This is a genomic window from Micrococcus lylae NBRC 15355, assembly GCF_001570885.1.
GTDB classification, from domain to species: Bacteria; Actinomycetota; Actinomycetes; order Actinomycetales; family Micrococcaceae; genus Micrococcus; species Micrococcus lylae.
The window spans coordinates 1-14,841 of record NZ_BCSN01000063.1 but is presented as its reverse complement, the minus strand read 5'-3'; the positions used below and the strand labels follow the sequence as shown (position 1 = coordinate 14,841).

Genomic DNA, 14,841 nt, shown 5'->3' with positions numbered 1-14,841 from the left:
AACTAGGCTGAGCCCATGGTCACCTCGATCGCCACGGACCCGCTGCGCCGCCACCCGGACCTCTCCGACGAGGACCGGACCTGGCTGCAGATGCTGGTCGGAGACTGGCAGCTGCTGGCGGACCTGTCCCTGGCCGACTTCGTTCTCTGGGCGCCGCTGCCGCGGCCGCACGACGACGCCGGGTACGTGGCCCTGGCCCAGACCAGACCGGTCACCGCCCCGACGCTGTTCCACCGGGACATCGTCGGCTCTCGCGCTCGCGCCGACCTGCGCGTGCTGCTGGACCGGGTGTGGCATGACGGGGAGCCGGCCGAGGGGTCCGGCCCCGTCGAAGCGCCGGACGGCACCCTGCGCGTGCGTCTGTGGCCCGTGGTCCGCGCCGGCCGGGTCATCGCGGTGCTCAGCGGCCACCGCGATCCCCACACGCGGCCGGAGCTCTCGCCGATCGAGCGCAACTACGGCACCGCGGCCGACAGCCTTCTGGACATGGTCCAGCACGGTCGGTGGCCCGACCCCCAGGACCCGCCGGCCTTCTGGATCGGCGGCACCCCGCGGGTGGGGGACGGGCTCATGGTCCTGGATGCCGAGGGCGTCGTCCGGTTCGCCAGCCCGAACGCGGTCTCCGCGCTCACCCGCCTCGGGGTGGCCACCTCGCTCGAGGGCCATGCCGTGGCGCCCGTGCTGACCGGCCTGGCGTCCGCGCAGGGTCCGATGGACGAGGACATGTGGTCCGTGCTCATGGGGCGGCGCAGCGGCCGCACCGAGGTCCAGGTCGGCCGCTCCGTGGTGACCGCCCGGTCGATCCGCCTCTCGGACGCGACCGGCCGCACGGGCTCGATCGTGATGCTGCGCGACGTCACCGAGCTGCGCCGCCAGGAACAGCGCCTGATGAGCAAGGACGCCACCATCCGGGAGATCCACCACCGGGTGAAGAACAACCTGCAGACGGTGGGCTCGCTGCTGCGGATGCAGGCCCGCAGGGCCGGCTCGGACGAGACGCGCCGGGCCCTGATGCAGGCGATGCAGCGTGTGGACACCATCGCCCTGGTCCACCAGAGCCTCAGCGAGGACGTGGAGGGGCACGTGGACGTGGACGGCCTGATGTCCCGCCAGTTCCGCCTTGCGGTGGAGATCGCCGGCGACGGTCGGCCGTTGACCACGGAGGTCACAGGTGAGTTCGGCCTGCTGCCCTCGCACGTCACCACGCCTCTGGCCCTGGTCGTCAACGAGCTCGCCTCCAATGCGGTGGAACACGGCACGGGCCCGGACGGTGGCGTCCTCGGCCTGAACGCCGGCCGGGTCGAGACGCCGGCAGGGGAGGTCCTCGAGGTGTCCGTCACGGACTCGGGTGCGGGAACGGCCACCCCGCCCCGGCAGACCGGGCAGGACCGTGCGGACGCCGTGCTGACGGACCTGACCAGCTCCGGCCTCGGCCTGAAGATCGTGCACACGCTCGTCGAGTCGGACCTCGGCGGCACCCTCGAACGGGAGGAACTGCCCGGAGGCGGCATGCGGGTCACGGTGCGCCTTCCGGTGGGCCCGGCGGACTGAGCCGGCGCCCACGCGTACGACCGCCCCGGACCACGACGAGGGCCGGACCCCGCACAGGGGTCCGGCCCTCGTCGTCTGGGCGGTGCGTCAGGAGGCGCGGCGGGCGCGGGCGGCGCGGCGCTTCATGGCGCGGCGCTCGTCCTCGCTCATGCCGCCCCAGACGCCGGAGTCCTGGCCGGACTCCATGGCCCACTTCAGGCAGGTGTCCACGACCTCGCAGGAGCGGCACACGGTCTTGGCCTCCTCGATCTGGAGCAGGGCCGGGCCGGTGTTCCCCACGGGGAAGAACAGCTCGGGGTCCTTGTCCAGGCAGGCCGCACGGCTACGCCAATCCATCTTCGGTCGCTCTCGCTTTCTGTCACGGTGGTCTCGAACGGGCCCTTGAGAGCCCGTGTCCCGGCAGGGCGGGGCCGGGCCGCGCCGCCCACCTCCGGGCAAACAGAACGGGGACCGAAGATGAACGGCCCCCGAACAACATCGGCGTCAATCCTCCCACGCGCCCTGCACCCCGACAAGGGGTCTGAGGGGCAGTCACGGGCGGCAGGCGTGAGTGATTCGTCACAATGCCGCCTCGTGCAGCAGGCCCGCGCCACGGTGCAGGCCCGGCCCGCCGCACGACTACGGTGGAGGCTGCGACCGCAAGAGCAAGGAGAACCCGTGGACGCCGATTCCGCCACCGCGACCCCCGCCCGCCCCTTCGGCACCGTGCTCGTCACCGCCAGCCTCGGCCTGATCGCCGCGGCGTTGGCCGGGCTGACCGTGACGGCGGCCATGAGCGTGGGCACGGGGACGCTGAACATCGGCGCCCAGCTGTTCCTGGTGGTCCTCTACCTCGCGCTCACCGCCTGGGTCGCGGCCGTCGCGGCCGGCGTCTTCCGCGGCCGCCTGTGGAGCCGCAGCGCCACGGTGGCGATCCTCGTGTTCGCCGTCCTGATCTCCACGTGGATCTTCACCGGGGGCGACGTGCTGCCGGGTCTGATCCTCCTCGCGGTGGCCGGCGTCGGCCTGGTGTCCGTCCTGACGAAGCCGGTGACCGACTACTTCCGCGCCCGCACGGCCCGCCCCGGCCATGACGTGGCCTCCGAGGGCTGAGGGCCTCCTCTTCCCCTTCTCGACGACGGCCCCCGCCGCCCGCTCCCGGCCCACCGGGCCCGCCCGGCCACAGCACGGGTGCGCTCCACCTCGAGGGGTGGGACGCCGTCGTCGTGAAGCCCTCCTCGGGGTGGGCGGGAGGTCAGTTGACCGGGCCGGTGAGCTTCTCGCCCGGGCCCTGGCCCGGGGCGTCCGGGTAGGGTGAGGCCTCGCGGAAGGCGAGCTGCAGGCTGCGCAGGCCGTCGCGGAGCGGGCCGGCATGGGCGCTGCTGATCTCCGGGGCGGCGGCGGTGATGAGGCCGGCCAGCGCGGTGATGAGCTTGCGGGCCTCGTCCAGGTCGACGAGCTCGCGAGCGTCCGGGGAGTCGGCCAGGCCCACCTTGACCGCGGCCGCGGTCATCAGGTGGACGGCGGTGGTGGTGATCACCTCGACCGCGGGGACCTCGTGGATCTCGCGGACCTCGTGGTCGGCGCCGACGGAGAGCGGCTCGGAATGCTGGTGTTCTTCGGTCATGGTGGTAAGCTTCCCACAGACCACCTGGGCCTGCACGAACGTGCCGTGCCCGGGTCGCATGAAAGTGGAGGCCTCCTCCCACCCGCGTCAGCAGGATGTCCGGTGTCCGCCGGGCCGAGTTGCCGGGTCGCCGCCGAACGGCCGTCTTCGGACGCACCGGATCGGCGAAGGGTCCCCCACACGGGACCGGGAGAGGCCTCGTCGTGCCGTCGGCACCGGGGCCTCGAGTCATGTCGGGGTGTCGGGCAGCCGTCGGGTCGGAAGCAACTGGACTCGACTACAGGAGAAGCACCATTAGCGATCCCCGCATCAACGAGCGTATCCGCGTTCCGGAAGTCCGCCTGGTCGGCCCCAACGGCGAGCAGGTCGGCATCGTCCGGATCGAGGACGCACTGCGCCTGGCCGCCGAGGCTGACCTGGACCTCGTCGAGGTCGCCCCGGCCGCGAAGCCGCCGGTGGCGAAGCTGATGGACTTCGGCAAGTTCAAGTACGAGGCCGCGGTGAAGGCCCGTGAGTCCCGCAAGAACCAGGCCAACACGGTCCTCAAGGAGGTCCGCTTCCGCCTGAAGATCGACACGCACGACTACGAGACCAAGGTCGGCCGTGCCCGCAAGTTCCTGACGGCCGGCGACAAGGTCAAGGCCATCATCCAGTTCCGCGGCCGTGAGCAGCAGCGCCCGGAGCTGGGTGTCCGCCTGCTCGAGAAGTTCGCCACGGACGTGGAGGACCTCGGCGCGGTGGAATCCCGCCCGCGCCAGGACGGCCGCAACATGGTGATGGTCGTCGGTCCGCTGCGCACCAAGGCCGAGGCACGCGCCGAGGCCCGCAAGAACGCCGCGCCGCAGCGTGAGCGCTCCGGTGGCGGCTCCCGTCGCGACCAGGCCGCCCGCGAGGCACGCGCCCGCGCCGAGGAGCGCGCCGCCGCGGACGCCAAGCCGGTGTCCAACTCCGTGGGGGACGCCTTCCCGGCCGAGTTCAAGAAGATGGCCCAGCAGGCCCCGAAGCAGGAGGCGCCGAAGCCGGCCGCCCCCGCCAAGGACTCCCCGAAGAAGGCCGCTCCGAAGGCGTCGTCCACGCAGCAGGCCAAGCCGGCCGCCAAGGCCCCGGCCAAGGAGTCCGCTCCGAGGCCGGCCGCGAAGCCGAAGCCGATGGCGGCCCCGCCGAAGCCCGCCGCCCCGAAGGGCGGAGCCTCGGCACCGAAGCCCGGGCCCCGCAGGGCCTGACACGGACTGCCCCGTGCCCGGCACGGGTTCAGAACCGCACAGCTCGTCCGCAACCGGGCGAGTGAACCAGCACCGTGCGCCGCTCCGAGCGGAGTGACGCGCGGCGACGAAGAAGGAGAACGGCAGCCATGCCGAAGATGAAGACCCACAGCGGCGCCAAGAAGCGCTTCCGCGTGACCGGCTCCGGCAAGCTGATGCGTCAGCAGGCCAACCGCCGCCACTACCTGGAGCACAAGTCCTCGCGCCTGACCCGCCGCCTCAAGGGCGACAAGCTCGTCTCCAAGGGCAGCGTCAAGCAGATCAAGCGGATGCTGGGCATCTGAGCCACTGAGCACCCTCGGTGCCGTGGCACCGGACACCTTCCTCCCGGAGCGGCGCGATGAGCGCCCCGGGACCAGACAGATAGGAGCACACACGTGGCACGTGTGAAGCGGGCAGTGAATGCCCACAAGAAGCGTCGTACGATGCTGGACCGCGCCTCCGGCTACCGCGGTCAGCGTTCTCGCCTGTACCGCAAGGCGAAGGAGCAGCTGCTCCACTCGTTCACCTACAACTACCAGCACCGCCACAAGCGCAAGGGCGACTTCCGCAAGCTGTGGATCACCCGCATCAACGCTGCGGCCCGTGCCAACGGCATGACCTACAACCGCTTCATGCAGGGCCTGAAGCTGGCCGGTGTGGAGCTGGACCGTCGCATGCTTGCCGAGATCGCCGTCTCCGACGCCGCCACCTTCACCGCCCTGGTGGAGACCGCACGCAAGGCGCTGCCGGCGGACGTGAACGCCCCGGCGGCCTCCCGCTGATCCAGGGCGGACATGCCGGCCCCGGTGAGCACCGGAGTCGGCCGCACACCATGACCGGACGCCCCGACCAGGAAGTGATGACGAACCCGCGCGCCGAGCGCGTGAGGTCCGTCGCCCGCCTGGCGGGGCGTTCGGCGCGTCTGAGGGCGGGTGCCTTCCTGGTGGAGGGCCCGCAGGGATGCCGGGAGGCGCTGCGCGCGCACCTGGGCCGCGGACCTGCCAAGGCCCGCTCTGTGTGGCCGGCGGGGGGAGTGGTCCGTGAGGTCTACGTCTCGGACCGGCTGGCGCAGCGGGATCCGGAGCTGGCCGCCCTCGTGGACGAGGTCGCCTCGTTGCGGCCGTCCGCCGCCGGGCTGAGCCACGACGATGGCCGCTCGCCCTCCGGGCGTCGGGTCGCCGTGCGCCGTGCCTCCGACGAGGTCCTCACCGCCATGTCGGACGCGGTGACGGGACAGGGGATCCTGATCGTCGCCGCGCTGCCGCAGGCCATGGGCCTGGACCAGGTGCTGACACAGGGCCGAGTCCGCCTGGCCGCCGTGCTGTGCAGGGTCCAGGACCCGGGCAACGCCGGCACCATCCTGCGGGCCGCCGACGCCGCCGGAGCCGATGCCGTGCTGTTGACGACCGGTTCCGTGGACCTGTTCAACCCGAAGGTCGTCCGCTCCACGGCGGGCTCGATCTTCCACCTGCCCGTGGTGACGGGCCTGTCACTGGATGCCTCCGTGGACGCGTTGCGGCAGGCGGGCCTGCAGGTGTGGGCCGCAGACGGCCATGCGGACCACACGCTCACCTCCCTGGCATCCGAGACGTTGGGCTCCCCGACGGCCTGGCTGCTGGGGAACGAGGCCCGGGGACTGTCCGAGACGGAGCGTGCGCTGGCGGACCAGGCGGTGGCCGTGCCGCTCTACGGCGCGGCCGAATCCCTCAACGTCGGCACCGCGGCCACCGTGTGCCTGTACGCCTCCGCGATGGCCGCCCGGCGGGCCGGCTGACCACCCGGCAGGCCGGCTGACCAGGGGGGCGGCCCCTGAGCATGGAAGAAGGCCCCCGCCCGAAGGGGCGGGGGCCTTCTTGTGTGCGCCGGACAGGTCAGTGGTTGGCGCCGCGACGGCCGGTGATGGCCTGCCAGATGAACGCCACGATCACGCCGCCCAGGATCGCGAAGATCCAGGTGGACAGGGAGAAGAAGGAGTTCATGGTGTCGATCTTGAAGATCGTGCCGGCGATCCAGCCGCCCAGGAGGCCGCCGACGACGCCGGTGATGAGGGCACCGATCCACCCGGAGCCCTGCTTGCCGGGAAGGATGAGGCGGGCGATGGCACCCGCGATGAGACCGAGGACGATCCAAGCGAAGAAACCCATGTGCTTGTCACCTTTCGATAGTTGGAAATACCTTGCCCGTTCATCATAGCGGCAATCGCGCTGGGATGACTCGTTTTCGCCCGCGAAGAAACCATGCGTCTTCCTGTGCTCCGGGCGGGCGGTTCAGGGGCGGTGCACAGGGTGACGCCGGATCAGGGTGCACGCCAGCAACAGTCCGAGGGCGGCGACTCCGGCGCCGGCGAGCGACGGGACGTCGGCGGAGAAGCCGGCACCGATGAGGCCGGCGCCCACCCAGGCTCCGATGGCGTTGGCCATGTTCAGGGCGGAGTGGTTGAGGGAGCCTGCCAGCTGCGGAGACTCCGGGGCGGCGTCCACCAGCAGCACCTGCAGGGCCGGGGCGATGCCCGAGCCGCACACCGCGACGAGGAACAGCGGAACGAGCACGGCCCACCACCACGGGGAAAGCAGGTACACCAGCGCCAGGAACACGGCAGACAGCAGGAAGGACAGGCGCAGCGTCCGGATGGGGTCCCGGTCCGTCATGGCGCCGCCGATCAGGGTGCCGACCACCATGCCCACGCCGTAGAAGGCCAGGACGAGGGGGATGTGCTGCGGGGCCAGACCGCCGATGTCGGTGAGCAGTGTGGCGATGTACGTGTACAGGCAGAACATGCCGGCGAATCCGAGGATGCCGACGAGTGCGGTCTTCCACAGACGCGCGGAGGCCAGTCCCTTGAGCTCGGAGCGGATGCTGCTGCCGGCGGGGGCGGGCACGGGAGGCACCAGCAGCCAGGTCGCCAGGATGCACAGGGCGGCGCACGCGGCCACCACCACGAACATCCAGCGCCAGCCGGCCTGCTGGCCCAGTGCCGTTGCGACGGGGACGCCGATCAGGTTTGCCGTGGAGAGGCCGGCGAGCACCCAGCCGACGGCCTGGCCGCGGCGGGCGGGGCCGGCCAGGTGTGCCGCGGCCAGCGCCGCCGCGGAGAAGAAGGCGCCGTGCGGCAGGCCGGAGAGGAAGCGGGCGGCCATCATCCAGCCGATGGTCGGGGCCAGGAGGGAACCGAGGTGGCCGACGACGAACAGGCCCATGAGCAGCATGGACGAGCGGCGGCGGTCCACGGTGGACAGCGCGGCGGCCAGGGTCGGGGCGCCCACCACGACGCCGAGGGCGTACATGGAGATCAGCACGCCGCCGGTCTCCGGCGCGACCTCGAGGTCGGCCACCGCCTCCGGCAGCAGGCCCATGATGGTGAACTCGGTGGTGCCGATGGCGAAGCTGCCCATCGCCAGGGCGAGGACGGCCCACAGCAGGCGACGGCCGTGCAGGCGCGGATCGGTGGTCAGGCGGGGAGAGGTCTCGGGCTGATGCACTGGGCAAGCCTACGACCCTCGTGACGCTCCGGCCCGCCACGTCCGTAGGCTGGGGTCATGACGTCCCCCACATCACTCCCTCCGACCGTGCAGCCCGACCCGTCGAAGCCGCTCGTCGTGGGGGTTGCGCTCCTCGACGCCGCCGACGCCCCCAGGGCGTTGCTCGCGGCGCGCCGCAGTGCGCCGGAATCGCTGGCGGGGCTCTGGGAGTTTCCGGGTGGAAAGGTCGAGCCGGGGGAGGAGCCCCGGGCGGCGCTCGAGCGCGAGGTCCGTGAGGAGCTCGGGGCCCGAGTCCGCCTCGGAACGGAGGTCGGGGCCCCGGACGCCCGCGGCTGGCTTCTGGCGAACGGTGCCTTCATGCGCGTCTACGTGGGGGTGCTGGCCGAGGGGTCGGCCGAGCCCGCCCCGCTCGAGGACCATGACCGGCTGGAGTGGACCGCGCTGACGCGTCAGGACCTGCATGCGCTCGACTGGATCCCGGCGGATCGGCCGATCGTGGATGCGCTGCTGGAGCGGCTCTCCCCGGAGCGGCTCAGAACAGCGCCGGCTGTGTGAGGGGCGCACGCCTCGCCGCCCCGGCGGCGTCGGAGACGGCGGCGCGCCCCGGATGCGTCCGAGCCGCGGCGCCGGCGAACCGCCCGGTGGCGGAGGGCCGCCCGGCTCGGCTCGTCCGGGTCTCGGCGGCGGCTGCGAGGAGGCCCTCTCCGACCGGCAGCGGACGGGATTCGATGCGCGGGCCGTCCTCGCGCTGGATGCCCTGCGCCCCGCCGATCCGCAGCCCGTACCGCCGGGCAGCGGCGACGCCGCGGCGTTCGAGACCGGCACGGTAGGACGCGGGCGCGTAGGAGGACCGACGGTACATGCGGCGGTATCCGTCCACCAGCTGCGGATGCTCGGCGGCGATCCAGTCCAGGTACCACTGGCGAGCGCCCGGGCGCAGGTGCAGTGCGCCGGTGAGAACAGAGGAGGCCCCGGCCGCGGCGACGGCGCGCATGAGCAGATCCAACTGCTCGTCCCCGTCCGTGAGCCAGGGAAGGATCGGCATTGCCATCACGTGCACGCGCGCTCCCGCCGCGGCGAGCTTCTCGATGAGCTTCAGCCGGGCCGTCGGCGACGGCGTTCCCGGCTCGACCGCCTCGGCGATCGACGGGTCCAGCAGGGCCAGGGAGACGCCGACGTCCACGGGTACGGACCGTGCCGCAGCAGCGAGCAGCGGCACGTCGCGGGCCAGGAGGGTGCCCTTCGTCAGGATCGAGAACGGCGTGCCGGACTCGGCGAGGGCGGAGATGATGCCGGGCATGAGCCGGTAACGGCCCTCGGCACGCTGATACGGATCCGTGTTGGTGCCCAGGGCGACGGTCTCACGGCCCCAGGTGGGGCGGGCCAGCTCGGCGCGCAGGACCTCGGGGGCGTTCACCTTGACCACGATCTGCCGGTCGAAGTCCGCACCGGCGTCCAGGTCCAGGAATTCGTGGGTGCTCCGGGCGAAGCAGTAGCGGCAGGCGTGCGTGCAGCCGCGGTAGGGGTTGACGGTCCAGCGGAACGGCATCTGCGAGGCCTCCGGGACCCTGTTCAGGACCGTCTTCGCCTCCACCTCGTGGAAGGTGACGCCGGCGAACTCCGGCGTGGTGACGGTCCGCTGCAGGCCCGGGAGCGGCAGCAGGGCGGGTGTGCCGGCCGGTGTGCCGGTCCCCGTCTGCTCGGCGCCGCTCCCGGCCCGCAGGGTCTGCGCTTCCCATCGCATGGCAACGAGTAGAACACATGTTCGAATCACTTCGCAAGTGTGTTCGAGGCCCTTTCTGCCGGCGCCGCTTCGCTAGGGTTCGTCCCATGACCGCTGCCTCTCGCATCCTGCTCACCGGCTTCGACCCCTTCGGCGGGGACGCCACGAACCCGTCCTGGGCCGCCGCCCGCGGCGCCACCACGATCCTCCGGGCCGCCGGGCACGAGGCCCATGCCGTGCAGGTCCCGTGTGTGTTCGCCGCCTCCGGCCCGGCGCTGCAGGCCGCCCTGACCGAGCACCGCCCGGACGTGGTGGTCTGCGTCGGCCTGGCCGGCGGCACCGCCCACGTCCGGCTCGAGCGGGTGGCCGTGAACCTGCAGGACGCGCGCATCCCGGACAATGCGGGGGACCAGCCGGTGGACCGCCCGGTTGTGGCGGACGGCCCCGCCGCCCTCTTCTCCACCCTTCCTGTCAAGCGGGCCCTCGCCGCCCTCGACGCTGCCGGCATCCCCGCCCAGCTGTCCCTGTCCGCCGGCTCCTTCGTCTGCAACCACCTGATGTACTCGGTGCTCCATGAACCCGGTTCCGCCCGGGCCGCCGGCTTCGTGCACGTGCCCTGGGACCTCGAGCACCGGGCCGACGACTCCGTCCCCGCCCTGCCCGCGGCGCAGCTGGCGCAGGCCGTCGCCCTGGTCGCGCTCGAGTCCCTCGACGCCTCCCCGGACGCCGATCTCCCCGGCGGCGCCCTGCATTGACGGGCCGGGAAGGGCCCGGGCGTCCGCCGCCGAGCCGGCCCCGTGCTCAGGCGAGGGTGCCGCCGGGGCCGGGCGGGCCGTCGTCGTGCCTCCCCGCGGGACGACGGTCCAGCCGCCGGCCGTGCCAGGCGCGGATCGGCGCGCGCTCCCGATAGCCTCCCAGGGCCAGCCCCGCGGTGCGCTCGAACAGGTTCGCCGATGCCGTGTCCCCGCATCGCCACAGCGACCAGCCGACCGCCAGGAAGTACAGCGGGAGGAACGGCAGGCCGAGGCAGACGGCGTACTGCGTCGCGTGGCCGGACTCGTGCCGCCACAGCTCGGGCGTCATCCGCAGCCCGGGGCGTGTGAACACCACGTTGCCCACCGTGAACGCCGCCCCGTCCGGGAAGGCGAGCGGGTAGTTGCGGGCCTGCACCAGCCCGTGCGGCGCCGGAGTCAGCGGACACCGCAGCACCGCTGCGGCCACCAGTCCCAGCACCGTGGAGAGATTCACCAGGTTCCAGGCCTGCCGGAGGGGACGCGACGACGGCCTCTGGCCGCGCGTGTGCCCCTCGCCGGGGCGGAGCGCAGGGCGGAACGGGCGGCTCATGGGCCCGTCGCAGGCGAGAAGTACAGGTGCCGGTGCAGCCGGCAGCCGGGGTTGAAGTCGGCACCGCACGCGGGGCAGGACTCGGCGTCCAGGTAGTCCTGCGTGTGCATCCGGTGGCCGCAGACGCCGCACAGCGCCGGCATCCGATGGACGTCCTCCACCGGCGCCGGCACGGCGTCGTGCCCGGCCAGCGCGTCGTGACACCGGCGGCAGGCCCAGTAGTCCGGGCAGCAGGCCAGCTGCAGGGCCACCACGTCCGTCGGACCGGCGTAGTGCACGCAGCGGCTCTGCCGGTCGACGAGCAGCCCACGGAGCTCGACGCCGTGCACAGGCACGAGGGACGGGACGCTGGACATGGCCACACCCTAGCCCGCCGGCGCTGTCCGCAGCACGGACGCCGCCGTCCCGGCCGCCGGACCGCGCGCCGGCGAGCACTAGACTGGACGCCGAACCAGATCCCACAGACACCGACCATCGAAGGGTGCAGTCACGTCATGACGCAGTCCCCCGAGACCGGCGCGCCCGCCGAGGGCGCCCCGCAGATCTCCCCGGCCGACGCCGACGCCGTCGGCGCCGCAGTGGAGGCGGCGCTCGCCGACTTCGCCGCCGCCGCCGACCTGGACGAGCTCAAGGCCGCCCGTCTGAAGCACACCGGCGAGAAGGCCCCGCTGACGCTGGCGAACCGCCGGATCGGCACGCTCCCGAAGGAGGACAAGGCCACCGCCGGCAAGACCATGGGCGCCGCCCGCGGCCGCATGGAGAAGGCCCTCAAGGCCCGCACGGCGGTCCTGGAGGAGGAGCACGCCGCCCGCATGCTCGTGGAGGAGACCGTGGACGTCACCACGGCCGCCTCCCGCCGCCTGAGCGGCGCCCGCCATCCGCTGTCCCTGCTGCAGGAGCGCGTCTCGGACATCTTCGTCGGCATGGGCTGGGAGATCGCCGAGGGCCCGGAGCTCGAGCACGACTGGTTCAACTTCAACGCCCTGAACTTCCCGCCGGACCACCCGGCGCGCGAGATGCAGGACACCTTCTTCGTGGAGCCGCTGGAGTCCAACCTCCTGCTGCGCACCCACACCTCGCCGGTGCAGGTCCGGGCCATGCTGGAGCGCGGCGCCCCCGTGTACGTGCTCTGCCCGGGCCGCACCTTCCGTACCGACGAGCTGGACGCCACCCACACCCCGGTGTTCCACCAGTTCGAGGGACTGGCCGTGGACAAGGGCCTGACCATGGCTGACCTGCGCGGCACCCTCGAGTACTTCGCCCGGCAGATGTTCGGCCCGGACGCCGAGATCCGCCTGCGCCCCAACTTCTTCCCGTTCACCGAGCCTTCGGCCGAGATGGACATCTGGCATCCCCAGGCCAAGGGCGGACCCCAGTGGATCGAGTGGGGCGGCTGCGGCATGGTCCACCCGAACGTCCTGCGCTCGGCGGGCATCGACCCGGAGGTCTACTCCGGCTTCGCCTTCGGCATGGGCATCGAGCGCACCCTGATGTTCCGCAACGAGGTCCCGGACATGCGGGACATGATCGAAGGCGACGTCCGCTTCTCCCAGCACTTCGGAATGGAGCTCTGATCTTCTCGTGCGTATCCCGCTTTCCTGGCTGCGCGAGTTCGCGCAGGTCCCGGCCGACGCCACCGCCGAGGACGTCCTCGCCGACCTCGTGAAGGTCGGCCTCGAGGAAGAGGAGGTCCACCGCCCGGCGGACGAGCTGTCCGGTCCCATCGTGGTCGGTCAGGTGCTGGAGATGGTCCCCGAGCCGCAGAAGAACGGCAAGACCATCAACTGGTGCCAGGTCCGTGTGGTGCCCGAGGGCGCCGAGCAGACCCTGACCGGCGAGGGCATCGACCCCTCCGGCGTGCAGGGCATCGTCTGCGGTGCCCACAACTTCCAGGTCGGGGACAAGGTCGTGGTGACCCTCCCCGGCGCCGTCCTGCCGGGCGACTTCCGCATCTCCCCGCGCAAGACCTACGGCCACGTCTCCGCCGGCATGATCGCCTCCGTCCGCGAGCTCGGCATCGGCGAGGACCACGACGGCATTCTGGTGCTGTCCACCCTCGGCCTGGACCCGGAGGTCGGCACCGACGCGCTCGAGCTGCTGCACCTGCACGAGGAGGCCGCCGAGGTCAACGTGACTCCGGACCGCTCCTACGGCTTCAGCATCCGCGGCATCGCCCGTGAATACGCGCACGCCACCGGCACCGCCTTCACCGATCCGGCGGCCGGCATCGTGGTCCCGGAGCCGAACGAGGACGGCCAGCCGGTGATCCTGGACGACACCGCCCCGATCTACGGCGTCCCCGGCTGCGACCGCTTCGTGACCCGCACCGTCTCCGGCATCGATCCGAGCGTCCCGACCCCGCCGTGGATGGCCGCGCGCCTGCGCCTGGCGGGCATCCGCCCGCACTCGCTGACCGTGGACATCTCCAACTACGTGATGTGGGAGCTCGGCCAGCCGCTGCACTTCTACGATGCGGACAAGCTGACCGGCGCCATCACCGTCCGCCGTGCCGCCGAGGGCGAGACTCTGCGCACCCTGGACGACAAGGAGCGCACCCTCCACACCGAGGACCTGCTCATCACGGACGAGTCCGGCCCGATCGGCCTGGCCGGCGTCATGGGCGGCGCCGCCACCGAGGTCTCCGAGTCCACCACCCGCGTGACGATCGAGTCCGCGCACTTCGACCCGGTCTCCATCGCCCGCACCCGCCGCCGCCACCGGCTGCCCTCCGAGGCCTCCAAGCGCAACGAGCGCGGCGTGGACTGGGAGGTCGCGGACGTCGCCGCCGAACGTGCCGTGCAGCTGCTCGTGGAGCTCGCCGGCGGCACCGCCGAGCCCGGCGTCACGGACATCGGTGCCCGTCCGACGTACCCGGTGGTGGAGCTGGACCCGACCTACCCGTCCCGCCGCATCGGCGTGGACTACCCGAAGGAGCGCGTCGTCGAGCTGCTCACCGAGCTCGGCGCGGACGTCGAGGACGCCGGCGAGACCCTGACGGTCACCTCGCCGTCCTGGCGCCACGACCTGACGATCCCCGAGGACCTCGTCGAAGAGGTCGCCCGCCTGGACGGCTACGACAAGATCCCGTCCACCCTGCCGGTCGCCCCTCCCGGCCGCGGCCTGACCCGCGCGCAGGCCCAGCGCCGCCGTGTGGCGGACGTGCTGGCCGGCGCCGGCCTGACCGAGGTCCTGGACTACCCGTTCGTGTCCGAGGCGCAGAACCGTCTGTTCGGCGCGCCGACCGAGGCGGAGGGCGCCGCCCAGACGATGGTGCGCCTGTCCAACCCGATCTCCCAGGAGTTCGGCTTCCTGCGCACCACCCTGCTGCCGAACCTGCTGGAGACCGCCCGCCGCAACGTCTCCCGCGGCTTCAAGGACGTGGCCCTCTACGAGATCGGCCTGGTGTTCCTGCCGGGGGAGCAGATGGGCTCCGAATCCAACGAGCCGAACGGGGTGAAGCCCTCGGATGAGGCGATCGCGGACCTGAACGCCGGGATCCCGGCCCAGCCGCGCCGCGTGGCCGCGGTCTTCGCCGGCCACGAGGCCGCCCCGGCCGCCGGCTTCGCCCCGCGCGCCTTCGACTGGCAGGACCCGATCGCCGCCGCCCTGCAGGTCGCCCGCGCCGTGGGCGTGGAGCTGACCGTGGCCCAGGGTTCCCACCAGGCATTCCACCCGGGCCGCACGGCCGAGCTGCGCCTGGCCGACGGCACCGTGGTCGGCCACGCCGGTGAGCTGCTGCCGGCATGGCTGGAGTCCGCAGACATGCCGGCCCGCACCTGCGCCATGGAGCTGGACCTGGACGCCGTCCTCGCCGCCTCCCCGGAGCGCGTGGTCGCCTGCCCGCTGTCCACGTTCGGTGCCACCACCCAGGACGTGGCCCTCGTGGTGGACCAG

The 14,841-nt window shown here is 72.5% G+C and carries 17 protein-coding genes; 10 read left to right on the top strand and 7 right to left on the bottom strand.

What is annotated here, in order from left to right:
- The first annotated feature begins 15 nt into the window (after positions 1–15).
- The gene (locus MLY01S_RS10690) at positions 16–1,551 is read left to right on the top strand and encodes a sensor histidine kinase (protein ID WP_067191903.1); all 1,536 of its coding nucleotides are present in this window, start codon (positions 16–18) and stop codon (positions 1,549–1,551) included.
- A gap of 87 nt (positions 1,552–1,638) precedes the next feature.
- Here the strand turns inward: MLY01S_RS10690 and MLY01S_RS10685 are convergent, their stop codons facing one another.
- Positions 1,639–1,887 (bottom strand): WhiB family transcriptional regulator, encoded by a 249-nt coding sequence (locus MLY01S_RS10685; RefSeq protein WP_067191901.1) that lies wholly within the window; start codon positions 1,885–1,887, stop codon positions 1,639–1,641.
- 321 nt (positions 1,888–2,208) lie between these two features.
- Here MLY01S_RS10685 and MLY01S_RS10680 point away from each other — a divergent pair, with 321 nt between their 5' ends.
- On the top strand, positions 2,209–2,643 hold the full coding sequence (locus MLY01S_RS10680) for a hypothetical protein (RefSeq protein ID WP_067191899.1): 435 nt from the start codon (positions 2,209–2,211) through the stop codon (positions 2,641–2,643).
- A gap of 142 nt (positions 2,644–2,785) precedes the next feature.
- On the opposite strand, the gene MLY01S_RS10675 is transcribed toward MLY01S_RS10680, so the two are convergent.
- Positions 2,786–3,157, bottom strand: coding sequence for a DUF1844 domain-containing protein (locus MLY01S_RS10675; RefSeq protein WP_067191907.1), 372 nt, complete (start codon positions 3,155–3,157; stop codon positions 2,786–2,788).
- A gap of 230 nt (positions 3,158–3,387) precedes the next feature.
- Here MLY01S_RS10675 and infC point away from each other — a divergent pair, with 230 nt between their 5' ends.
- From infC to MLY01S_RS10655, 4 genes are all read left to right on the top strand, one after another.
- Complete coding sequence (infC, locus tag MLY01S_RS10670) at positions 3,388–4,380, top strand: translation initiation factor IF-3 (RefSeq protein WP_082740120.1); 993 nt, start codon at positions 3,388–3,390, stop codon at positions 4,378–4,380.
- Positions 4,381–4,508: 128 nt separating this feature from the next.
- Positions 4,509–4,703, top strand: coding sequence for a 50S ribosomal protein L35 (rpmI, locus tag MLY01S_RS10665; protein ID WP_067191897.1), 195 nt, complete (start codon positions 4,509–4,511; stop codon positions 4,701–4,703).
- Positions 4,704–4,796: 93 nt separating this feature from the next.
- The gene (rplT, locus tag MLY01S_RS10660) at positions 4,797–5,183 is read left to right on the top strand and encodes a 50S ribosomal protein L20 (RefSeq protein WP_067191895.1); all 387 of its coding nucleotides are present in this window, start codon (positions 4,797–4,799) and stop codon (positions 5,181–5,183) included.
- Positions 5,184–5,260: 77 nt separating this feature from the next.
- Entirely contained in the window at positions 5,261–6,175 is a 915-nt protein-coding gene (locus MLY01S_RS10655) for a TrmH family RNA methyltransferase (RefSeq protein ID WP_373279969.1), read from the top strand.
- Between the two features lie 97 nt (positions 6,176–6,272).
- On the opposite strand, the gene MLY01S_RS10650 is transcribed toward MLY01S_RS10655, so the two are convergent.
- Positions 6,273–6,545 (bottom strand): GlsB/YeaQ/YmgE family stress response membrane protein, encoded by a 273-nt coding sequence (locus MLY01S_RS10650; RefSeq protein WP_067191891.1) that lies wholly within the window; start codon positions 6,543–6,545, stop codon positions 6,273–6,275.
- Between the two features lie 123 nt (positions 6,546–6,668).
- The gene (locus MLY01S_RS10645; RefSeq protein WP_067191888.1) at positions 6,669–7,880 is read right to left on the bottom strand and encodes an MFS transporter; all 1,212 of its coding nucleotides are present in this window, start codon (positions 7,878–7,880) and stop codon (positions 6,669–6,671) included.
- 57 nt (positions 7,881–7,937) lie between these two features.
- Between MLY01S_RS10645 and MLY01S_RS10640 the strand changes: the two genes are divergently transcribed.
- A complete protein-coding gene (locus MLY01S_RS10640; RefSeq protein ID WP_067191886.1) occupies positions 7,938–8,435 on the top strand; it encodes a (deoxy)nucleoside triphosphate pyrophosphohydrolase in 498 nt (165 codons plus the stop codon).
- On the opposite strand, the gene MLY01S_RS10635 is transcribed toward MLY01S_RS10640, so the two are convergent.
- The gene (locus tag MLY01S_RS10635; RefSeq protein WP_082740119.1) at positions 8,413–9,624 is read right to left on the bottom strand and encodes an Rv2578c family radical SAM protein; all 1,212 of its coding nucleotides are present in this window, start codon (positions 9,622–9,624) and stop codon (positions 8,413–8,415) included. The two genes, MLY01S_RS10640 and MLY01S_RS10635, sit on opposite strands and share 23 nt — an antisense overlap.
- 86 nt (positions 9,625–9,710) lie before the next feature.
- On the opposite strand from MLY01S_RS10635, the gene MLY01S_RS10630 reads away from it, so the two are divergent.
- Positions 9,711–10,358 (top strand): pyroglutamyl-peptidase I, encoded by a 648-nt coding sequence (locus MLY01S_RS10630; RefSeq protein ID WP_067191884.1) that lies wholly within the window; start codon positions 9,711–9,713, stop codon positions 10,356–10,358.
- A 46-nt stretch (positions 10,359–10,404) separates the two neighbouring features.
- Here the strand turns inward: MLY01S_RS10630 and MLY01S_RS10625 are convergent, their stop codons facing one another.
- Together MLY01S_RS10625 and MLY01S_RS10620 are read right to left on the bottom strand one after the other, a co-directional pair.
- The gene (locus MLY01S_RS10625) at positions 10,405–10,851 is read right to left on the bottom strand and encodes a hypothetical protein (protein WP_070637937.1); all 447 of its coding nucleotides are present in this window, start codon (positions 10,849–10,851) and stop codon (positions 10,405–10,407) included.
- Between the two features lie 92 nt (positions 10,852–10,943).
- Positions 10,944–11,303, bottom strand: coding sequence for a CHY zinc finger protein (locus tag MLY01S_RS10620; RefSeq protein WP_067191882.1), 360 nt, complete (start codon positions 11,301–11,303; stop codon positions 10,944–10,946).
- A 138-nt stretch (positions 11,304–11,441) separates the two neighbouring features.
- Between MLY01S_RS10620 and pheS the strand changes: the two genes are divergently transcribed.
- On the top strand, positions 11,442–12,521 hold the full coding sequence (gene pheS, locus MLY01S_RS10615; protein ID WP_067191880.1) for a phenylalanine--tRNA ligase subunit alpha: 1,080 nt from the start codon (positions 11,442–11,444) through the stop codon (positions 12,519–12,521).
- 7 nt (positions 12,522–12,528) lie between these two features.
- Positions 12,529–14,841: phenylalanine--tRNA ligase subunit beta (gene pheT, locus MLY01S_RS10610; RefSeq protein WP_067191878.1), on the top strand; the 2,313-nt coding region annotated here is incomplete at its 3' end.